The sequence below is a fragment of the Aquimarina sp. Aq78 genome, assembly GCF_900299525.1.
Taxonomy (GTDB): Bacteria; Bacteroidota; Bacteroidia; order Flavobacteriales; family Flavobacteriaceae; genus Aquimarina.
Map to the genome: position 1 here is coordinate 155422 of NZ_OMKA01000001.1, position 19624 is coordinate 175045.

Genomic DNA, 19624 nt, shown 5'->3' on the forward strand with positions numbered 1-19624 from the left:
AAGAATCAATTCTTAATAAAATTAACAAAAATAACCCAGATATTACGAATTAATTAGCATTACATAATAATTTTACGCGATAACCGTAACTTGTTGAAAAAGATGTACTACCGCCTATATTCTATATTACAAAAGGTAAGAATAGTAAATCTAGCTCTCTTTTAATATGCTTCAATGTTATCTTCTAGTGTACGTATAAAAGAAATAATATCCTTTATTTCCTGATTAGTGAGATCTAATGGATCAGGAGGTAGCGTTTGATATTCATTATGAATACCAATACCAATGCCGCCGCCACGATTATAAAAATCCATAACATCTTCTAGGGTTGTATACACTCCGTTATGCATGTAAGGGGCTGTTTTTCCTGCATTCCTAACTGTAGGGGTTTTAAAAAAATGCTTCCTTTCAGGAGTTTTATATACATAATATCTTCCCAAATCAGAACTAATAGTAGCATTGATAGTATCATTTTGCTCTGGAACTCCAATCAATTCAATTTCTGATTCTCTATAATTAGGAGGTACAGTACCATTAAAAACAGGAGCAAAATGACATGTGGCGCATTTGGCTTTACCATTAAAAAGATTAAAACCATTAATTTCATTTTGCGTAAGCGTATTTTCTATAGTGTTTATATTGCGATCAAATTTAGAATCAAATGGTGCTAAACTTCGTATATAACTGGCAATAGCATTCCTGATTTCTGCATTACCAACTTTTTGGTTTTTGAAAACTTCTGCAAAACTTTTTGCATACGTACTATCTTGCGTTACAACCTGTTTCAGTGTTTCTAAATCTGTATGAAATTCATTTTCATTTTCTATTACTCCAATAATTTGCCCCTCTAAACTACCTGCTCTTTTATCATAGAAAAATGCCTTTTGTAAGCCAGCATAAAGTAGAGTGGGAGTGTTGCGTGTAACTTTTGCCCCAATTTTTAATCCATCTGTAAATGCTTTATCTGCGTGATGACAAGTTGCGCAGCTCATCTTTTTATCCGAAGACAAATTAGTATCGTAAAATAGTTTTTTGCCCAATGTTACTTTTTGTGGAGTCATTTTTCCAGAATTTCTATCGGCAAAATAGGTGTGATTATAAGTATCCTTAGAAAAAAGAGAAGTAGCTTTATTTTTTATTGCTAACTCAAAAGGAAAACTCACATGCCAGTCATCAACAACCAGGTTCCATAACTCTAATTGTTTATGCGTATGATTTTTAATGAAGTCATATCGATTAAATGTATTAAAATTGGCATTTAAATCTTGAATTGAAGCTTCAATTTCATAATTCCATTTTTTATAAAGTGCTACGTTGTTAAATTCATTTTTAAAGATGGATAAGTAAGTCTTTAAACTTTGGTATACTATTTTAGACTCTTCTAAAGAGTTTTCTAGGACTGGAGAATCAAAACCTGTTATTCCTGTAAGTGCTATTTGAACTATTGATTTTCTAAACAACCACAAAAAATGATATGTCTTTAAGTGATTAAAACTAGTGTTCTTTCTGATTAATTTTAATCTATTTGAAACTAGATTCAAGTGTTTGTTTACACGTACAGAATTCATGTTTTCTGTAAAGATTTCTTCTTCAAGAACCTGATATCCACTTGGATTTTTAGTTTTTATATCAGTAAAATCCTCTTCTTCGACTTTCAAAATATTAGGTTGATTTAAGAAGCCGTAGTTTTCAATGTCCAGGGAAGCCAAAATGGGTTCAATTTTTTTAAAATACTTCCTGGATTGAAGAAAATATCTTTTGAGGTTGCTAGTATCAGTTTTAGCACTATCCAAATGATTAATAGCCATAGTGATATCGGATATGAATTGTTCTTTCATTTGGATATTGAATGGCGTCTTTTCTTTTTTGACTTCTTTCTCTTCTGAACAAGAAGAAAAAATACCGAATATGATAAAGAGGCTTATCACAAAATAAGCCCCTTTATTGTATTTAAATAAAATCATATGTTTATCGTTCTAAACCTTTAATTACATAAAGCATACTACCTTCTTTACGACTATTTGCTATATCAGGATTTGCTGTAGGATCGGTAAAAGGTGTTCCGTCTGTTCTTTCCCAGCCATGATTTTGGGTAATCATAAGAAAAGTCTCATCTACACCAATAACGTCTGATATGTCAATCATACCTGTTATTTCCCAGATTCTATCTAGACTTCCATATCCAGCTGCTGCTGCTTTAGGCTGATCACATTCTAATACTACTTTTAATTCTCCAGAGTTTAAATTGTATTGATATAATCTTGAATAGTGATTTGCTGCAGGTTTAAAATCCTGAATTCCATTTGGATCCTCTTGTATGTAAGCATAATTTTCGGTTACCAAAATATTATCAGGACTATGAAAAGCTTCTGCAGTACCACCTACTTTGTCACCATCTAATACACATGTTATTTTACCAGGGCCAAACGGAGTTCTATTATTTAATTCTACTTTGTAAATTCTTCCAGAACGTGTTCCCTTTCCTACTAATCCAGGTTTATCTCTTCCTGTAACTGCAAAATATACTTCTTGATTTTTCTTTCTGTTATGTCCTCTTCTCCAATCTATATCTTCTAATCTAGAAAATCCCATAACACCTTTTTCTTTGGCTTCGGCATCCAATAGATCGATATCTTTTTCTGTTAATTCTACAAACTCCATATCGTAAGAAACCCCTTCTTCCATATCTACCTCATAGGTTACATCTGGAGAGGTTACTTTTAATCCGTATAATTTACCTCCTTCAAGATCTCCCTGTCTGCCCACATACATTCCTAATTGCCCAGATGGAACTTCGTTATTACTATTGTCATCCCCAATAAAAACTACAGTCTTGCCAGGATATGCACGTCTATTTAATGCAACTGCATTCTCGGTAGACCATTGCCCTAGTGCGGTTAACATTCTAGGGGCAGAAGCTTCTGATGCATTCTTGTATGGATCAGTAGCAAAAACACCTTTCGAAGTTCCTCCCCATTCACCACCAGAAAGATATAAAGGACCAAAACCATGTACAGATGGAGTAATTAGTGAGCCAGAACATTGTGCTGTATTTGCTGTAGCCAAAGCATTAAGAATATGTTCTCCTTTAATAGGTTTAAAAGTCTCATCTAATGTGATTCTGGCAATAGAATAATCAGCTTCTATATTATTAATTAAAGTAAATGTTCCGTTTTTATTACGAAGTAATCCTGCACCATCAGCCATAGAACCGTAGGTGAAATCAGGAATATAGGTGTCTTCAGATGAAAGTAGATTGTATATTTCTATATCAGAAAATTCAGAAGTCTTTTCTAATAAAACAGGAGAGATAGAATGATTTTTCAGTTCGATTTTTCCTGTTGGTGGTTTAATAGGACCTCCTGTGTAATCGTCTAGGTTGCAAGAAGCCAATAGTAATGCAGCACCTAGAGAGGCAATAATAAGATGATTTTTCATGATTGTGTGGATTTTTGTTTCCACAAATTTAGCCTAAGGCATACCTCAATAACTTTATGAAGATGTTTTATGTTTATTAAAGAAATATCATCTAAATGTTTAGAATGTAAAATTAAGATTACTTTTTAGAATGATTCTAAACTTAAAATTTCTCGAAAACTCCAAGTCCAAATAATGCGTAATCGTACTTAACCGGGTCTGTAGGGTCTAAGGCCCTTAATTTTGTATCAAGCTCCAACAATGCTTTTCCATCATTTTGTTTGCGTGTAAGCAATCCCAACTTGCGGGCGACATTTCCCGAGTGTACATCTAACGGGCATGATAATTGAGCAGGAGAGAGGTCGCGCCAAATACCTAAATCAACCCCGGCAGAAGCGTCTCTTACCATCCACCGTAAAAACATATTGATTCGCTTAGCAGCAGAATTTTTATGAGGATCACTCACATGTTTTTCTGTTCTAAGTGGGTGTGGTAATGAAAAAAATTCCTTTTTAAAATTATGAATCGCAGTCTGGAAGTTGTCATCTCCTTTATGTAATTTAAAAAAAGCTTCCATATCAACATATTTGGTATATATATACCGTAACGCAGTAATGAAATAGGAGAGATCTGTACTATTAAAGGTTCTATGAACAAAACCATTAAAATCTTGAAGATTCATTTCGGTATGATTCATTATAAAATCATACGGGCTATTACCCAAAAGAGACATTAATTTGTGAGAATTGGTTAAGATGCTTTTGCGGTTTCCCCAGGAAATGGTAGCAGTAAGGAATCCCGAAATTTCAATATCTTCTTTCTGAGTATATAGATGGGGAATTTGTACTGGATCTGTTTCAATAAATTTTGGTTGTTCGTAGTAAAATGCCTTTTCATCCAGGAAATCTTTGAGCTCGATATTGTTGAATTTTTTCACAAGGAGATATTATGATTTTTATTGTTTTTTCATTAGCAAAGATGATAATTTTAATGAATACTCTTTAAAATTTAATAAAAAGGTTAAATAAAATACAGATTTGAGTTTTGTGTACAATAAGTTGATGTGTTAAAAAGTTTATCTATTTTAGTACTATCAAAAAGATAGTTTTTATTATGTTACTATGCATATAGGCATTTCTATTGATCTATATTAATAACAGTCAGTGGTTTTTTGTTATTTAAAGATTCTTGAGATGAAAATTATAGATTATTTATTTTTAATAAGTGGCTTACAAACGTTAGTTATTACTGTTGTTCTTCTTTTTTACCGATCTAAAAAAGTATATATTAATAGATATCTGGGGTTGTTTTTTGTTACTTTATGTGTGGAGATGGCAATGTATTTTGTTTTTAAGTATGTTGAACATCCCGCTGTTTATTATCACCCATTTCGATTTAATTTGTTAAGTATGAGTTTTTTGTTTTTCTACGCAGTAGAAACGGCGGGAATTTATATAAAACGTAAAATCTATTATTATGTTCCAGCAATTTTTGAATTTTTATTTTTATTAGTATTTTTTCTTTTAGTACTACAAAACCCAGAAATACATACCACTTTAAAAGAAATGTATTTTGGTAGAATAATGAACATTGTTGCTTCAATCTATATCATAACGATGTCTGTTATGATTATTAAAGTTAATAGTAGACATAAGAAACAACTACCATATTTTTATGAAATAACTAAATACAAGTCATTGAATTGGCTAACTGTTTTTTGTGTTATCTGTATCTTATTTAATCTTGCAGGGAATTCATTGAATCTGTTTATTAGTGAAAAGTATTATACATATATTATAAATGCTATTCTTTTATTGTCCCTTTATTATATTACTATTGCCAGTCTGGTACAGATTAATATTATAAATATCATTTCACCCAAGACAGAAGAAAAAGAAACTAAAGCAGAATTAGAAAATATTGTAAGGATTATTGAAGAATATATGATAGAAACCAAAGCGTATTTAAATCCTTCAATTACCTTAAAAACATTTGCTAAGGAGGTTAGGTTACCAGAAAGGCTAATTTCTAAAGCGATTAATAAGATTGAGCATAAGAATTTTAATAATTATATCAATTATTATAGAATAGAGGAGTTTAAACAACTTTTGTCTATGGATAGGCACAAAAAATTTAGCATTTCTGCAATAGCTAATGAAGTTGGTTTTAACTCAAGAGCATCTTTTTACAAAAATTTCAAAGATATTGTTGGAGTCTCTCCTTCGTCATATGCAAAAAATTCAGATGATTGATTATCTTACCTTTATAATGTTTCTTATTATGATTTAAGACATCCTAAATCATGTTAGGGGACACCTACTTGTTGACTTGAGTGTTCTTTTTGTTGAATTTAGCACCAACTAATTTTACACAAACAATCGACTTATTATGGAAACACTATTCAACAGTACTTCAATCTTGTTCTTGATAAAAACTAAAGAAATTTATTAAGATAACTCATAGACTATATTATTGATTTCAACAAAGTTATAAACCGGAATTTTTTTAAATATAATTTTAGGATTCTTAGGGACCATTTTGAAAGCCTAAAAGTTGAGATTTAAAATTTCTTATTGAGTGAGTGAGAATCAAAAAAACTTTCCAAATTTTGATTCATATGAGGTCTTTTTAACCTCGATCCGGTTTATGCTTTGTTTTGGCTATAACTCAGACAGTCTTATTTAGAACAATACAGATTACATATTCTTAATTGTATTAAGGTTTCAAAGTTCTTAATATCTAATTTTTTAATCGAGATAATAAAAACCAAAAGGTTTTTATTGACTTACACAAATTAACAAACTTAAAATATGAAAACTATTAAATTATTAGCACTTAGTGCTATTGTCACAGGATGCATTACTTCTTGTCAAAAAGAAGAAATTGCTACAGAAATAAATGAAACAAATAACACCCCTACAAAAGAACAGCTTCTTAAGCTAGAAAGCATGGGAGTTAATACAGAAGATGTATCTGTAAAAACGATAACAGATCTTGATGGGAGTAGCGCAGACTACTTCGTTAATGGTACAGATCTTGGTATCCCAGTAGTGGGACTTGTAAATCAACCAAGTTTAGAATCTTTGGATAACGGAATGAAGCAGTATAGAACAAGAAACATTGTTTCTAGCCGTAATCGTACTATTAATGTATTAGGTTACACTGGTGGTGGAGGTAATGGACTGTCTAACACAGGAAGACAAGCCTTACAAAGAGCTGTTAATACATATAATAACTTAAATACCTCTCTTAATATGAGACTTACTTTTGGTACTAACTACCAAGCTGCTGATTTAGTAGTATATGTAAGAAGTGATTTAGGATCGGGTGGATTAGCTGGATTTCCTTCTGGTGGAAGAGCTTACAAGTGGGCAAGAATCGGACCTAGTGTAAAAAACCAAGGAGTTGCTTATACACAACATGTTATTACTCATGAAATGGGGCATTGTATAGGATTACGTCATACAGATTGGCAACAAAGAGTATGTAATGGTCAAAATGAAGGACAAGGGCAAGATGGAGCTATTCATATTCCAGGAACACCAACTGGAGTTGATATTACATCATTCATGATTTCTTGCCCTACACAAGGAAACCCTATGAATGGAACTCTAAATAGAAATGATGTTACTGCACTGCAGTATCTATATTAATATAATATAGTTAAGAACTTTGATTTTTTTTAGAAGAGGCTGCCTGAAAAGGCAGTCTTTTCGTGTTTAATTTTTTTTATATAAATATGGTGTTTTTGATCAATAATAATTATGCAAATATGTGTATTTGATTTAGTTAATGATTTTTTTTTGAATGTCCTTAATCATGATTTAGGACATCTTAAATCGTGATTAAAGACATCTAATTATTGATTTGAGCGCTTTTTTTATGGAATTTAGCACCAACTAATTTTACACAAACTCTTGACTTATGAAAACACTATTCAATACAATTCCAATTTTGTTTTTAGTAAATAAATATTAGTCTATAGGATAACTATGGATTATATTCTTGGTTGCACAAAGTTATAAACCGGAATATTTTTTAAATATAATTTTAGGATTCTAGGGACCATTTTGAAAACCTAAAAATTGAAGTTTAAAAATTCTTATTGAGGAACAATCAAAAAATACTTTCCAAATTTTGATTAAATAAGAGGTCATTTTAGCCTCTATCCGGTTTATGCTTTGCTGTTTAACGATATGCTTAAACAGCTTCATTTAGAACAATAAAGATTACATACTCTAACTAGTATTAAGGTTTCAAGGTTCTTAATATCTAATTTTTTAATCGAGATAATAGAAAACCTTTTGGTTTTTTTTGACTCACACAAATTAACAAACTTAATAATATGAAAACTATCAAATTATTAGCGCTTAGCGCTATCGTGGCAGGATGTATTACTTCTTGTCAAAAAGAAGAAGTTGCTGCCGAAGTAAATGAAATAGATAATGTTCCTACAAAAGAACAGCTTCTAAAATTAGAAAGCATGGGGGTTAATACAAATAATGTGTCTGTAAAAACAGTAACTGACCTAGACGGAAGTACTGCAGACTATTTTGTTAATGGTACAGATTTAGGTGTGCCAGTAGCTGGACTTGTTGATCAGCCAAGTTTAGAATCTTTGGATAATGGAAACAAGCAGTATAGAACAAGAAATCTTATTTCTAGCCGTAATCGTACTATTGATGTATTAGGTTACACTGGAGGTGGAGGTAATGGGCTTTCTAATACAGGAAGACAAGCTTTACAAAGAGCTGTTGCTAATTTTAATAATTTAAATACTTCTCTTAATATGAGACTTACCTTTGGTACTAATTATCAAGCTGCTGATTTAGTAGTATATGTAAGAAGTGATTTAGGAGCTGGTGGATTAGCTGGATTCCCTTCTGGAGGAAGAGCATACAAATGGGCACGAATCGGACCTAGAGTAGCTAACAATGGTGTTACTTATGCTACTCATGTAATTACTCATGAGATGGGCCACTGTATTGGTTTACGTCATACAGACTGGTTTGCAAGATCATGTGATGGTAGCAACGAAGGTCAAGGTTCTGATGGAGCTATTCATATCCCAGGAACTCCAACAGGTATCGACAGAACTTCTATAATGATTTCTTGTGCAACAGGAAATGAAAATGGAAGATTTAATAGAAACGATGCAACGGCAATACAGTACTTGTATTAATAAAAATTGCTAAGAACTTTGAAACTTATTAAGAAAAGGCTGCGTCATGATGCAGCCTTTTTTATAGAATTTTTATAATAAAGCAGTATGTATACTACTGGTGTAATTTGTTATTGAATTTATCCTACAATTTTGCCATCTACCATAACCAACTTTCTATCGGCCATATCAGCCAATTCCTGATTATGAGTTACAATCACAAAAGTCTGACCAAATTCATCTCTTAGCTTAAAAAATAATTGATGTAAATTTTCTGCAGCCTCGCTGTCTAAATTTCCAGAAGGTTCATCAGCAAAAATCACTTTTGGATTATTGATTAGTGCTCTGGCAACGGCAACACGTTGTTGTTCTCCTCCAGATAATTCATTAGGCTTATGATCATATCGATGAGAAAGCCCTAAAAAATCTAAGAGTTCTTTGGCTCTTTTTTCTACTTCAATTCGTGATGCCTTTTTAATAAATGAAGGAATACAAACATTTTCTAGAGCAGTAAATTCGGGTAATAATTGATGAAATTGAAAAATAAAACCTAATTGTTCATTCCTAAAAGAAGAAAGTCCCTTATCTTTTTTATTTTTTTTGATAAAATTTATGATACCAAAAATTAGTAAAGGAATAATGAGTACGACCCTAATCGCTGTTTTAATATATATATCAAAAATATCGGGTGAGATAATCCATGAGAGAATAACGAAGATAGCATATGCTATCAGAAAGAACTGAAATAGATTTGAAAACTTTTTTGATTTTTGATTTTTTAATTCCTTGTCTTGAAGCTTAAAAATATCAGTTTCATTAATAGTTAGAGAAGAATCATCTTTTTGACCGGGGTTATCTAATGTACCCAAAATTTGCAGTAATGTAGTTTTTCCTGCGCCAGAAGCACCAACAATAGAAACAATTTCTCCTTGTTTAATATGAAGATCTACTCCTTTAAGAACATGAAGGTCTCCATAGTTTTTATGAATATTATTAGCTTTGATCATCCGTTTTCTATACTTGAAGGAGTGAAAGTAATCAATATCATTAGAATCCCCAAGATTATCCTTTAGAAGAACGTTTTAAATTATTCACATCAAGAAAATAGACTACTCTTAACGATAAGGTATGCTTGATAGGTTTGTTAAACAAATTGTTTAAACTTTGCGTATAATTTAATGTAGATAGCTCATCATCATTAAAAATTTGATTGCGATAGAGTAGGGTAGCTTCACTACCAGGAGCGAATCTCCAGTTAAAACTCAAATCCAGATTCCAAATATTAAAATTGGTATTTGGATTATCTTCTGAAACATCATAATCAATTTGAGACCTTGAGCCATTTTCGTTTAGAATATAAAATACATTATCAGAATAATCAGCTGTACTCCAGAAGTTTCGGAAACGTAGATTTACAGCTTTGTATGGGTCAAAATTATAACTTGCACTTAACGAATTTTCTAATGAAATAATATCTCGTTGCCCCAGAAATACATCTGTACCATCATCATCGATATACCCAAAATTGTTTGGACGATTATAATATTCTGATCTCCATATCACTAATAATTTATCAGAAAACCGATATCGAGGAGAAACCTCTATTCTGTATATTTTTTGTCCGTCATCAAACCACTGCCTGGTTCCCGCACTAATATCATACGCGAATTTTTTTCTATAATCAGAAGAAACAAACATTCTTCCTCCTATACTTCGACTAAAAGTAACAAATCTTCCATCTATACGAGGCTCAAAATAGTCTTGATTTTTAGAGTTATAAGATCCTCTACCACCAAAACCAAATCGTTTTTTGGTCACAAAAAACCAATTGGCACCTATAGAATTTTGTGTTTGAATGCTAGGATCATATAATCGTCGATGTCTTGCGAAAACATTAATCCGATAGGTGTTAAATAATCCTTTAGGTTCAAAGATTTGGTAGGACGCACTGACTCTGAAATTATTGAAGTTATTTCTAAAATTGACTCCCAAATCATTAATGTTATACGTTGTATTTGCCAAATCGTGACCAAAACCATACCTGATTTTACCTTTGATACGGTCAAAATCAAGCTCAGATGCAAAACCACCAATATTATCTCCCGGAGAATTTATGTGACTAACCAAAGATCTTCCGGTTAGGCGATACGAGTTAGATTTATTAGCTAGGTTCCAAACCAACCCGGTTACATTTGCATTTCTAAACTCACTACCGCTACGAGTTACATTAGTATTTATTAAGGAAACAGAAGAATTTTTATTAAACTGTTGATCCAATACAAAAATATTATAATTCGATATCGGTTCGACTACTTCTTTACGCACAGCTCCAGTAATAGTATCGGTAATTCGTATTTCTGTTTTTTCTGTAATAGCATTAAAAAAACCGATACCCAGATTTCCTTTTGTCCTTCCCGAGATTTTTAATGCATTAAGCAAATTTACTTTAGAAGGAGCGTCCTCTGCAACTTCATTAGCATTAAGGTCATCATCAGATATAGATGTAGAAGGTTTGCCACCAACTCTCCTGGAAAAGAAAATATTTCCCTTGTTAAATAATTCTGTGCCTTCAGTAAAGAATTGCCTGTTTTCACCAAAAGTTTGTTCGAACGGACCTAAATTAAGGCGAACTTCATCAAAGGCTGCTTGCCCAAAATCCGGGATTAGGGTAGCATCTAATGTAAAGCTATCACTTAGCCCATATTTCACATCCATTCCAGCACTAAAATCAGTCTCGGTGTCTCCATCAGATTGTGAGACCAGACCTTGCACAAACGGAAAAAAAGTAAGCCTCACAGGAGGATTAACATTCTCTACACCTTTAACCAAACCATTATACTGCGTGCGTTGACCAATTTTATTATCAATAAAGTTCCAGGTATGAGTCTGATTTCTGCTCAGAGATCTTCTATAAAAATTGATGCTCCAATCCTGTATATTCACTTCGGGAAAGCGTAATGCATTATATGGTATTTTAAATTCTGCATACCATCCTTGGTCATCAAAAGAAACTTTGGCATCAAAAACTACATTATAACTAAAATCTTCATTGAATTGATCAGCTCTTGCATCACCAATAGTACCTGCGCTGGTTATAAAAAAACGAGTTTCATTAGTTCCATCGTTGTAGGTATTTATGGCAATGCTAAAATGATCTGCCTGAACAAATATATCATCTCGCTGGCTAAATTGACGCAACACTGTATCGGGTTGATCATCATATAGGTAGACTCCAAAATAAACGGCTTTATTGTCATATGCCATTTTTACTTCAGATCTTATTTCTTTTGGTATTTCTCCCTCATTTCCGGGTTGCCACATTTGAAAATCACCATGAGCCGGAAGGGTTTTCCATATTTCATCATCAAGAACACCATCAACTTTTGGAGGGTTATTTATTCTTTCTGCTATAATTTCTTTTCTTTCTTGAGCAAAAGATTGTAATGTAACGAAAAGTAAAAATACTGCATACGCTTTTGAGTGTAGTTGTGTATTCATAAAATTGTAATAAAAATCTTACTTTTTTTGATTAGTTGCAAAACTAGGCTTGTATTAGGAGATGTGGTACTAACGAAAAGTTAAAAAGCAAGAAATGGATATGCATATATGTATTTTCGTTAAAAAAAATACGACTATATAGTTATGAAAGAAAATAATATAGAAATCGCAGTATTTGCTGGAGGGTGTTTTTGGTGTACAGAAGCAGTTTTTCAGCGCTTAGAAGGGGTGCATAAGGTAATATCGGGATATACAGGAGGAACTATAAAAAATCCTGCATACCGTGAAATAACAACAGGAAGAACAGGCCATGCTGAAGCGATTAAAATCGAATATGATCCTAATCTCATTAGCTATAAAGAGCTATTAGAAATATTTTTTGCTACACATGACCCTACAACGTTAAATAGTCAAGGAGCAGATCGTGGTACACAGTATCGAAGTGCTATATTTTATGTTGATGAGCAACAACAACAGATAGCAGAACAAATGATTGCAACCCTTAAGGATGACTTTGTTTTTGACGATCCTATAGTTACAGAAATAACCAAACTGGGGCCATTTTATAATGCAGAAGCATATCATCAGGATTACTATAATCAAAATAGTAGTCAAGGATATTGTCAATTCGTGATAAATCCAAAACTTAATAAATTAAATACTACCTTTAAAAATAAATTGAAAAAAGAAATACAGAATTAATTGCTATGCCGTATAAACATTTTGAAGAATACAATATAAAAGTAACAGAAGAAGTAAAAGAAAAATTTGAATCTATTATTGAAGATCTTGGAGAAGATATAAAAAGAGAAGGTATTGTTAAAACTCCTGAGCGTGCAGCAAAAGCAATGCAGTTTCTTACTCAGGGATACCATCAGGATCCTGCCGAAATTCTTAAAAGTGCTATGTTTAAAGAAGGCTATGACGATATGGTTATAGTTAAGGATATCGAACTATATTCGTTGTGTGAACATCATATGTTACCCTTTTTTGGGAAAGCACATATTGCATATATACCCGATGGTCATATCGTAGGATTAAGTAAATTACCTAGAATTGTTGATGTATTTGCAAGGCGATTACAAGTACAGGAACGACTTACACATGATATTTTAGAGTGTATTAATAATACATTGAAACCAAAAGGTGTTGCTGTAGTGATTGAAGCTTCTCATATGTGTATGATGATGCGTGGAGTACAAAAACAAAATTCGGTAACAACCACTTCTGGTTTTAGAGGGCAATTTGAAAAAATAGAAACTCGATCAGAGTTTTTGAGATTAATTACGGCTGATTTAGGGTAACAAATTTTTGGAATACTCTTTGCATTATTTATTGTATATTAAACTATAAATTATGTATTAAATATGGCAAAAGATAAATATAAAAAACTTGGATTAAGTTTACTTTTTGATGGCTTAGGGATGATTACTTATGTGATTCCTGGAGTAGGGGAGTTTGCAGATGTGATATGGGCTCCTTTAGCGGGATGGTTGATGACCAGAATGTATAAAGGTAATGTTGGTAAGGCAGCCGGAGTATTCACATTTGTAGAAGAAGCACTACCGGGTATGGATATTATACCAACATTTACGATAATGTGGGTATATACATATGTGATTAAAAAAGAAAAAGTAAAAGAGATTATTGATGTTGATATTTCTTAATCTTTAAAGAAACGAGCAAACCCCATTCTGTTTAACATCTTTTTTTCAAAACCCCAGAAAAATTTAAATTGCCCAAAGAGCCACCCTACGATAATAAGTAATATTTGATATATAGGAAATATCAATAGTATTCTGATAGGCCAATACAACCATCCATTTGTTGTATCTCTATGTAGTCCTATAAAAGTAAGTATAGGATCAGAAATACGAGCTGCAGTAGATCCTGTAACCGCAAACGCAATAAAGATTGCTATGAGTTCCCATCGATACGAAACATTCCATTTTGTCTCCAGAATATTAAAAAGCTTCAGAGTAATGAAAAGGAATATCGAAAATAGAAAAACTATTATAGCAGATAGTGTGCCAATATAGATGCTATCGGTCTGATCTATAGGTAATAATTTCAGAATATACTTACCAATCAGATAAGAAGAGAATACTAAACCGAGTAATCCTAATACGGGAAATACTAATTGCCAACTACGTTCTATTTCCCAGCGTTCCTTAAATTTTTGCATAGTGCAAAAGTACAATAATTAAAAAGAATTTAAATCAAAATCGCCGCCCTCTTGTAGCAATAAATCGTTGCCTATAGCGCTGCTCAAAATATACAAAGTAATTATACAAAAGATAGTTTACCTCATAACCATAATGAGTTGCATATTGATAATTGATTTGCTGAAGATATAAATTAGGATCAAATCGTTGTGGTTGCATTACCCGTTGATTATATTCTGTAACATATATGCGATTTCTGGTTTCTAAAAATGTCTCAGAATAGAAACCTCTTGGTCTTTGTGTTACTAACCATGCATTAAATCCAGGTTCGATGATAATAATTTCATATTCCAGACTATCATTTGCTATTCTTACGGTATCTGAAGCGGTATCGGTAGAGGCTACATCCATTTTTCTGTTTTTGGTTGTAGAACAACTATAAATGAACATTCCTAAGATTACTATATAAATACAATTTTTCATAACCTTATAAATATATCTAAAAAAAGAATACCATAGTGTTGTAGAAATTATAAATTCCAGAAATCAATTTGATCTTGCTCAATTTCTTGAGCACCAATAAAACTAATAATCTTTTTATATCCTAGGCAGTTGGTTAAAATAAAAGCTTATTAAAGTCATACAACTCTAATAAGCCCTTTCTTTGATATATTCAAAATAATAAAAATTATATTATTTGATTATTGGGTAGGAGTATTATTTTCCGAAAAGACCACCTAGTAGCCCTCCAAGACCTCCTTTTTTCTTTCCACCACCACTTAGTAACATTCCGGCAACATCATCAAGAATACTCCCATCACCATCTGCATCTAAGAAAGATTCTATCAATGATTGTTGCTTAGAACCACCACCAGACATACCACCTAGTAAACCTGATAATCCATTAGCATCACTTACGTTATTTTGTTTAGCTTGTTTTCCTAATACTCCTAAAAGAATTGGAGCAGCAACTTTTAGTATTTGAGCCACAGAACCGGCATCGATTCCTGATTTTTGACTTAAAGCATTTTCTACTGCAGGTTGTTTATTTCCAAGAATATGACCTAGAATACCGGCTCCATCATTAGTAACACTTTGATCAACACCACCGTCAAATAAACCTCCTAAATTATCCAAAATCCCACCAGTATGCTTACCTGTTAGTGCTCCTAATAGTCCTGAAGCTCCTTCAGGAGTAGATGCATTTCGTTGCATTGCTCCCATAAGTACAGGCATAGCCATACTTAATAAATCTCCAGTTTTACCTTCGGATTGGCCTGTTTGCGAGCTTACACCGTTGATAATTTGCTTGCCCATAGGGCTATTTAATAGATCTAAAATTCCTGACATTGTAAATATTTTTTAATGAATCTAAATTTACATTTTTAATACTAGAATTAGAGTTAAGAGTTCATTTTATTTTGATAAAAAAAAGATGAAAAACCATTTTATAGGATGAAGAGCAAAAAAAGAACCGTTTCAATGATTGAAACGGCTCTTTACTAATATGAAATTTATATTTTGTGTCTAGTTCAGAATCTTAATAATTTGCTCGGCTAATTCTTGACCAATACGATCTTGAGCTTCTCCCGTTGCTGCACCAATATGTGGTGTTAGCGATATTTTACTATTCATCAAAATTTTGATAGCCGGACTAGGTTCATTTTCAAATACATCAAGTCCTGCAAAACCTAATTTTCCTTTCTCCAAGGCTTCTACCAATGCTACTTCATCGATTACTCCACCTCTTGCAGCATTAATGATTCCTGCGCCATCCTTCATTTGTTCGATTTCAGGATTCCCGATCACATATTCTTTTTGTGCAGGAACGTGTAGTGTGAAAAAATCAGAATTTTTAAGAACTTCTTCTTTGGATACAGTCTTGATCTTAAATTTTAATGATTGTCCATCAAAGAACTCTAATGGTATTTCTACTTCTTCAATAAATGGATCATAGGCAATAACATTCATTCCAACTCCAATTGCAATTTTTGCAGTTGCCTGTCCTATTCGTCCGATACCTATTACTCCAAGGGTTTTTCCTCTTAATTCGATACCGCTACCATATGCTTTTTTCAGGTTTTTGAATTTACTATCACCCTCGAGAGGCATGTTACGGTTAGAGTCATGTAAAAAACGTACACTACCATATAAGTGTGCAAAAACCAACTCTGCAACAGATCCAGAAGAAGCTGCTGGAGTATTAATTACATGTAGTCCTTTTTCTCGGGCATAAGCTACATCAATATTGTCCATTCCTACACCGCCACGACCAATAATCTTAAGAGAAGGACAATTATCAATAATATCTGTTCTTACTTTGGTAGCACTTCGTACAAGTAGTACAGAAATTTCATTTTCATTAATATAATTAACTAATTGATCTTGAGCTACTGTAGTTGTTAAAACCTCGAAGCCTTTTTTTTCTAAAGCTTTAATTCCGCTTTGAGATACTCCGTCGTTTGCTAATACTTTCATTTTCAAGTTTTAAATTTTGAATATTAAGTCCTATTAATTTGACTTGTCTTAATGATTATTGTTGTTAGTTTACGCTTTACGTTCCAGGTCACCCATTATATCAACAAGAGCAGCAACACTTTCAAGGCTTAATGCATTGTACATACTAGCTCTGTAACCTCCGATACTTCTGTGACCATTGATTCCGTTGATTCCTGCTTCTTTCCACATGGCATCAAAAGTTTCTTTAAGGTCTTCATTTACCAATGTAAAAGTTGCATTCATATAAGAACGATCTTCTTTGGCAGCAAATCCTTTAAATAGAGGGTTTACATCAATTTCAGAATAAATAAGGTTAGCCTTTTTTTCGTTTAATTCTTCTATTGCAGATATTCCACCAAGTTGTTTTAACCAACGTAGTGTAAGCATAGAAACATAAACAGGATAAACAGGAGGTGTGTTAAACATACTTGCTTTGCTAATATGAACCTGATAGTCTAACATAGAAGGAATATCCCTTTCTATTTTACCAAGAATATCTTCTTTTACAACTACAAGTGTTGTTCCTGCAGGTCCCATATTTTTTTGCGCTCCAGCATAAATCAAACTAAATTTAGAAAAATCTAATTGTCTGGAGAATATATCGCTACTCATATCACATACCAATGGGATATCTGTAGTAGGAAAATCTTTTAATTGCGTCCCGTAAATTGTATTATTACTGGTAAGGTGTAAATAATCCAAATCTGTAGGAATATTTAATTTTTTGGGAATAAAGTTGAAATTGGCATCTTTTGATGAAGCAACTTCTATAACTTCACCAAACTTTTTTGCTTCCTTTACAGCTTTGTCACTCCAAGCTCCCGTGTTTAAGTATCCTGCTTTTGATTGTAGTAGGTTATAGGCAGTCATTAGAAATTGAGTACTTGCCCCACCTTGAAGAAATAAGGCTTTATACCCTTTACCTTCAAGACCTAATAATTCTAAAGCCAGACTGCGGGCTTCTTCCATAACATCAACAAAATCTTTACTACGATGCGATATTTCCAGAATGGAAAGACCAGAATTGTTAAAATCTAACACTGCTTGTGATGCTTCTTTAAATACTTCTTGTGGTAAAATACAGGGTCCAGCGCTAAAATTATGTTTTTTCATGTGCTAATGTTTGTTGTTTTTAATGGCCACATGGAATCTTTAACAATTATAAATACCTTAAACATTTATGTTTTTGATTATTTTTAATTGTATCCGTTTCATTAGTAGTTTTTAATTGTTGTTAAATAGATAGTTTTGTGATCTTTTCTTTTACTCAAAAAAGAGAGTTAGAAAAAACACCACAAAGGTGCTAATAATATGATACAAAAGCATTGTCAAAATGATAAATTATTCAATTAATTTTTGTCAAAAATTCAATAATATCTATACCGTCTGCATAATCTGAAAGTTGAGGATTTTGAGTTTCCCCAAATGCAATACATTCTGGAGAAAAATCAGAACCTACAATACATTGAATTTTTTCACTGTCATTTTGTATTTTATTACTTAACTGGTCTTTAGAATCATAGGTTTCATAAAATAATGTAGCAATTGGAGAAGCATAACTTTCATCCTCTTTGAGCATTAAAAAACCATTTTCAAATAATTTGTAATTACTCATTAAATAAACTGCTTTATTGTAATCATAATTGTTAGCATACTTTGCACTATTGATGATATCATGATACGGATAAATAGCTTTAAAAAAAGAATCAAAATCATACCCTTTTGGGATCATTAGTTTTGATACACTTCTGCATCCTAATCCATAGTATCTAAAAATATCATTGCCGAGTACCTCGAGTTGTTCATTAGTTTCATTTCCTGTTAAAATTGCAACAGAATTTCTATTTTTACGTATGATATTGGGAACTTTACCAAAATAATATTCAAAATATCTAGAAGTATTGTTACTTCCTGTTGCAATTACTGCATCAAAACCTTTAAATTTTTCTGAAGTAAATTTAATAGCTCCTTCAAACCGAGGCTCTATTGTTATTAGGTAAGAAGCTATAAATGGTAATAACTGATTATCATTAGAGGATTGTTTTACTAAAACATGATGTCCTGTAATTAGTACAGAAAGAAAATCATGAAATCCTACTAATGGTATATTTCCTGCCATAATAATACCAACAGTTTTTGGTTCTATTTTTTCTAATGAATAATGAGATAACCAATCTTTCAAATTGTTCTCGGTAAGAGCATTACTCCATTGCTGTAGAGAAAAAAGCACATTTTCTTCTGTAAACCATCCATTATGATGTACTGCAGTAGTAATTTTATGGATCATTTCATCAAAAAAATCATCATTGCGATGAAGGGTATTAACTTTCTCATAACCAGTAGTTTTGAATTGGTTAAGGAACTTTCCTAATTCAGAAAAAGCTTTGATACGGTCATTTAATAACATCTCTTATTTGTTTATCACTAGTTTACGAGCTATTTTTGTGCTGCAAATTTAGAATAAAAAAGAGCTATGGCAATTATAATAACAGATGAATGTATAAACTGCGGTGCTTGTGAGCCAGAATGCCCAAATACTGCAATTTATGAAGGAGCTGATGATTGGAGGTATTCTGATGGTACAGATTTAGAAGGAGATGTAGTTCTTCCTGGAGGTAAAAATGTAAATGCTGATGAAGCACAAGAGCCTGTAAGTGACGAAGTATATTATATAGTTCCTGATAAATGTACAGAATGTAAAGGGTTTCATGAAGAGCCACAATGTGCGGCTGTATGTCCTGTAGATTGCTGTATTCCTGATGAGGATATAGTAGAAACCGAAGAATTTTTATTGCAAAAACAAGGTTTTATGCATAAATAGAGGATATTATCTCAATATAGATCATAAAAAAACCTGTCATATGACAGGTTTTTTTATGGTCAT

18 protein-coding genes are annotated in these 19624 nt (G+C 32.3%); 7 read left to right on the plus strand and 11 right to left on the minus strand.

What is annotated here, in order from left to right; all coding sequences use genetic code 11:
* Nucleotides 1-161: 161 nt before the first annotated feature.
* From DG435_RS00665 to DG435_RS00675, 3 genes are all read right to left on the minus strand, one after another.
* Complete coding sequence (locus tag DG435_RS00665) at nucleotides 162-1964, minus strand: cytochrome-c peroxidase (RefSeq protein WP_106794849.1); 1803 nt, start codon at nucleotides 1962-1964, stop codon at nucleotides 162-164.
* A 4-nt stretch (nucleotides 1965-1968) separates the two neighbouring features.
* On the minus strand, nucleotides 1969-3438 hold the full coding sequence (locus DG435_RS00670; RefSeq protein ID WP_106794848.1) for a phosphatase: 1470 nt from the start codon (nucleotides 3436-3438) through the stop codon (nucleotides 1969-1971).
* 142 nt (nucleotides 3439-3580) lie between these two features.
* Nucleotides 3581-4354, minus strand: a complete 774-nt coding sequence (locus tag DG435_RS00675) for a TIGR02757 family protein (RefSeq protein ID WP_106794847.1) — start codon at nucleotides 4352-4354, stop codon at nucleotides 3581-3583.
* A gap of 256 nt (nucleotides 4355-4610) precedes the next feature.
* Between DG435_RS00675 and DG435_RS00680 the strand changes: the two genes are divergently transcribed.
* The 3 genes from DG435_RS00680 to DG435_RS00690 all read left to right on the plus strand — a co-directional run bounded on the left by DG435_RS00680 (nucleotide 4611) and on the right by DG435_RS00690 (nucleotide 8599).
* Nucleotides 4611-5669 (plus strand): AraC family transcriptional regulator, encoded by a 1059-nt coding sequence (locus DG435_RS00680; RefSeq protein ID WP_108840539.1) that lies wholly within the window; start codon nucleotides 4611-4613, stop codon nucleotides 5667-5669.
* Nucleotides 5670-6227: 558 nt separating this feature from the next.
* Nucleotides 6228-7070: a M57 family metalloprotease gene (locus tag DG435_RS00685; protein ID WP_106792991.1), complete on the plus strand. Its 843-nt coding sequence runs from the start codon at nucleotides 6228-6230 to the stop codon at nucleotides 7068-7070.
* Nucleotides 7071-7762: 692 nt separating this feature from the next.
* Nucleotides 7763-8599, plus strand: a complete 837-nt coding sequence (locus DG435_RS00690; RefSeq protein ID WP_106792992.1) for a M57 family metalloprotease — start codon at nucleotides 7763-7765, stop codon at nucleotides 8597-8599.
* Nucleotides 8600-8718: 119 nt separating this feature from the next.
* On the opposite strand, the gene DG435_RS00695 is transcribed toward DG435_RS00690, so the two are convergent.
* Together DG435_RS00695 and DG435_RS00700 are read right to left on the minus strand one after the other, a co-directional pair.
* On the minus strand, nucleotides 8719-9585 hold the full coding sequence (locus tag DG435_RS00695; protein WP_106792993.1) for an ABC transporter ATP-binding protein: 867 nt from the start codon (nucleotides 9583-9585) through the stop codon (nucleotides 8719-8721).
* 55 nt (nucleotides 9586-9640) lie between these two features.
* Nucleotides 9641-12076: a DUF5916 domain-containing protein gene (locus DG435_RS00700; protein WP_106792994.1), complete on the minus strand. Its 2436-nt coding sequence runs from the start codon at nucleotides 12074-12076 to the stop codon at nucleotides 9641-9643.
* Between the two features lie 144 nt (nucleotides 12077-12220).
* Here DG435_RS00700 and msrA point away from each other — a divergent pair, with 144 nt between their 5' ends.
* The 3 genes from msrA to DG435_RS00715 all read left to right on the plus strand — a co-directional run bounded on the left by msrA (nucleotide 12221) and on the right by DG435_RS00715 (nucleotide 13743).
* Complete coding sequence (gene msrA, locus DG435_RS00705) at nucleotides 12221-12778, plus strand: peptide-methionine (S)-S-oxide reductase MsrA (protein ID WP_106792995.1); 558 nt, start codon at nucleotides 12221-12223, stop codon at nucleotides 12776-12778.
* A gap of 5 nt (nucleotides 12779-12783) precedes the next feature.
* Entirely contained in the window at nucleotides 12784-13380 is a 597-nt protein-coding gene (folE, locus tag DG435_RS00710) for a GTP cyclohydrolase I FolE (RefSeq protein ID WP_106792996.1), read from the plus strand.
* Between the two features lie 63 nt (nucleotides 13381-13443).
* Nucleotides 13444-13743 carry a hypothetical protein gene (locus DG435_RS00715; RefSeq protein WP_106792997.1) on the plus strand — a complete coding sequence of 100 codons (300 nt, stop codon included), beginning with the start codon at nucleotides 13444-13446 and terminating at the stop codon, nucleotides 13741-13743.
* Here DG435_RS00715 and DG435_RS00720 read toward each other — a convergent pair.
* The 6 genes from DG435_RS00720 to DG435_RS00745 all read right to left on the minus strand — a co-directional run bounded on the left by DG435_RS00720 (nucleotide 13740) and on the right by DG435_RS00745 (nucleotide 19147).
* Nucleotides 13740-14261: a DUF6787 family protein gene (locus DG435_RS00720; RefSeq protein ID WP_106792998.1), complete on the minus strand. Its 522-nt coding sequence runs from the start codon at nucleotides 14259-14261 to the stop codon at nucleotides 13740-13742. The genes DG435_RS00715 and DG435_RS00720 overlap by 4 nt on opposite strands.
* A 34-nt stretch (nucleotides 14262-14295) precedes the next feature.
* Nucleotides 14296-14724 (minus strand): DUF6146 family protein, encoded by a 429-nt coding sequence (locus DG435_RS00725; protein WP_106792999.1) that lies wholly within the window; start codon nucleotides 14722-14724, stop codon nucleotides 14296-14298.
* Nucleotides 14725-14958: 234 nt separating this feature from the next.
* Nucleotides 14959-15591, minus strand: coding sequence for a DUF937 domain-containing protein (locus tag DG435_RS00730; protein WP_106793000.1), 633 nt, complete (start codon nucleotides 15589-15591; stop codon nucleotides 14959-14961).
* A gap of 177 nt (nucleotides 15592-15768) precedes the next feature.
* Nucleotides 15769-16719: a D-2-hydroxyacid dehydrogenase gene (locus DG435_RS00735; protein ID WP_106793001.1), complete on the minus strand. Its 951-nt coding sequence runs from the start codon at nucleotides 16717-16719 to the stop codon at nucleotides 15769-15771.
* Between the two features lie 69 nt (nucleotides 16720-16788).
* Entirely contained in the window at nucleotides 16789-17853 is a 1065-nt protein-coding gene (gene serC / locus DG435_RS00740) for a 3-phosphoserine/phosphohydroxythreonine transaminase (RefSeq protein ID WP_106793002.1), read from the minus strand.
* A 232-nt stretch (nucleotides 17854-18085) separates the two neighbouring features.
* Nucleotides 18086-19147, minus strand: a complete 1062-nt coding sequence (locus DG435_RS00745) for an acyl-CoA reductase (protein ID WP_106793003.1) — start codon at nucleotides 19145-19147, stop codon at nucleotides 18086-18088.
* A gap of 66 nt (nucleotides 19148-19213) precedes the next feature.
* On the opposite strand from DG435_RS00745, the gene DG435_RS00750 reads away from it, so the two are divergent.
* On the plus strand, nucleotides 19214-19561 hold the full coding sequence (locus DG435_RS00750; RefSeq protein WP_024769451.1) for a 4Fe-4S dicluster domain-containing protein: 348 nt from the start codon (nucleotides 19214-19216) through the stop codon (nucleotides 19559-19561).
* The last annotated feature ends 63 nt before the right edge of the window (nucleotides 19562-19624 follow it).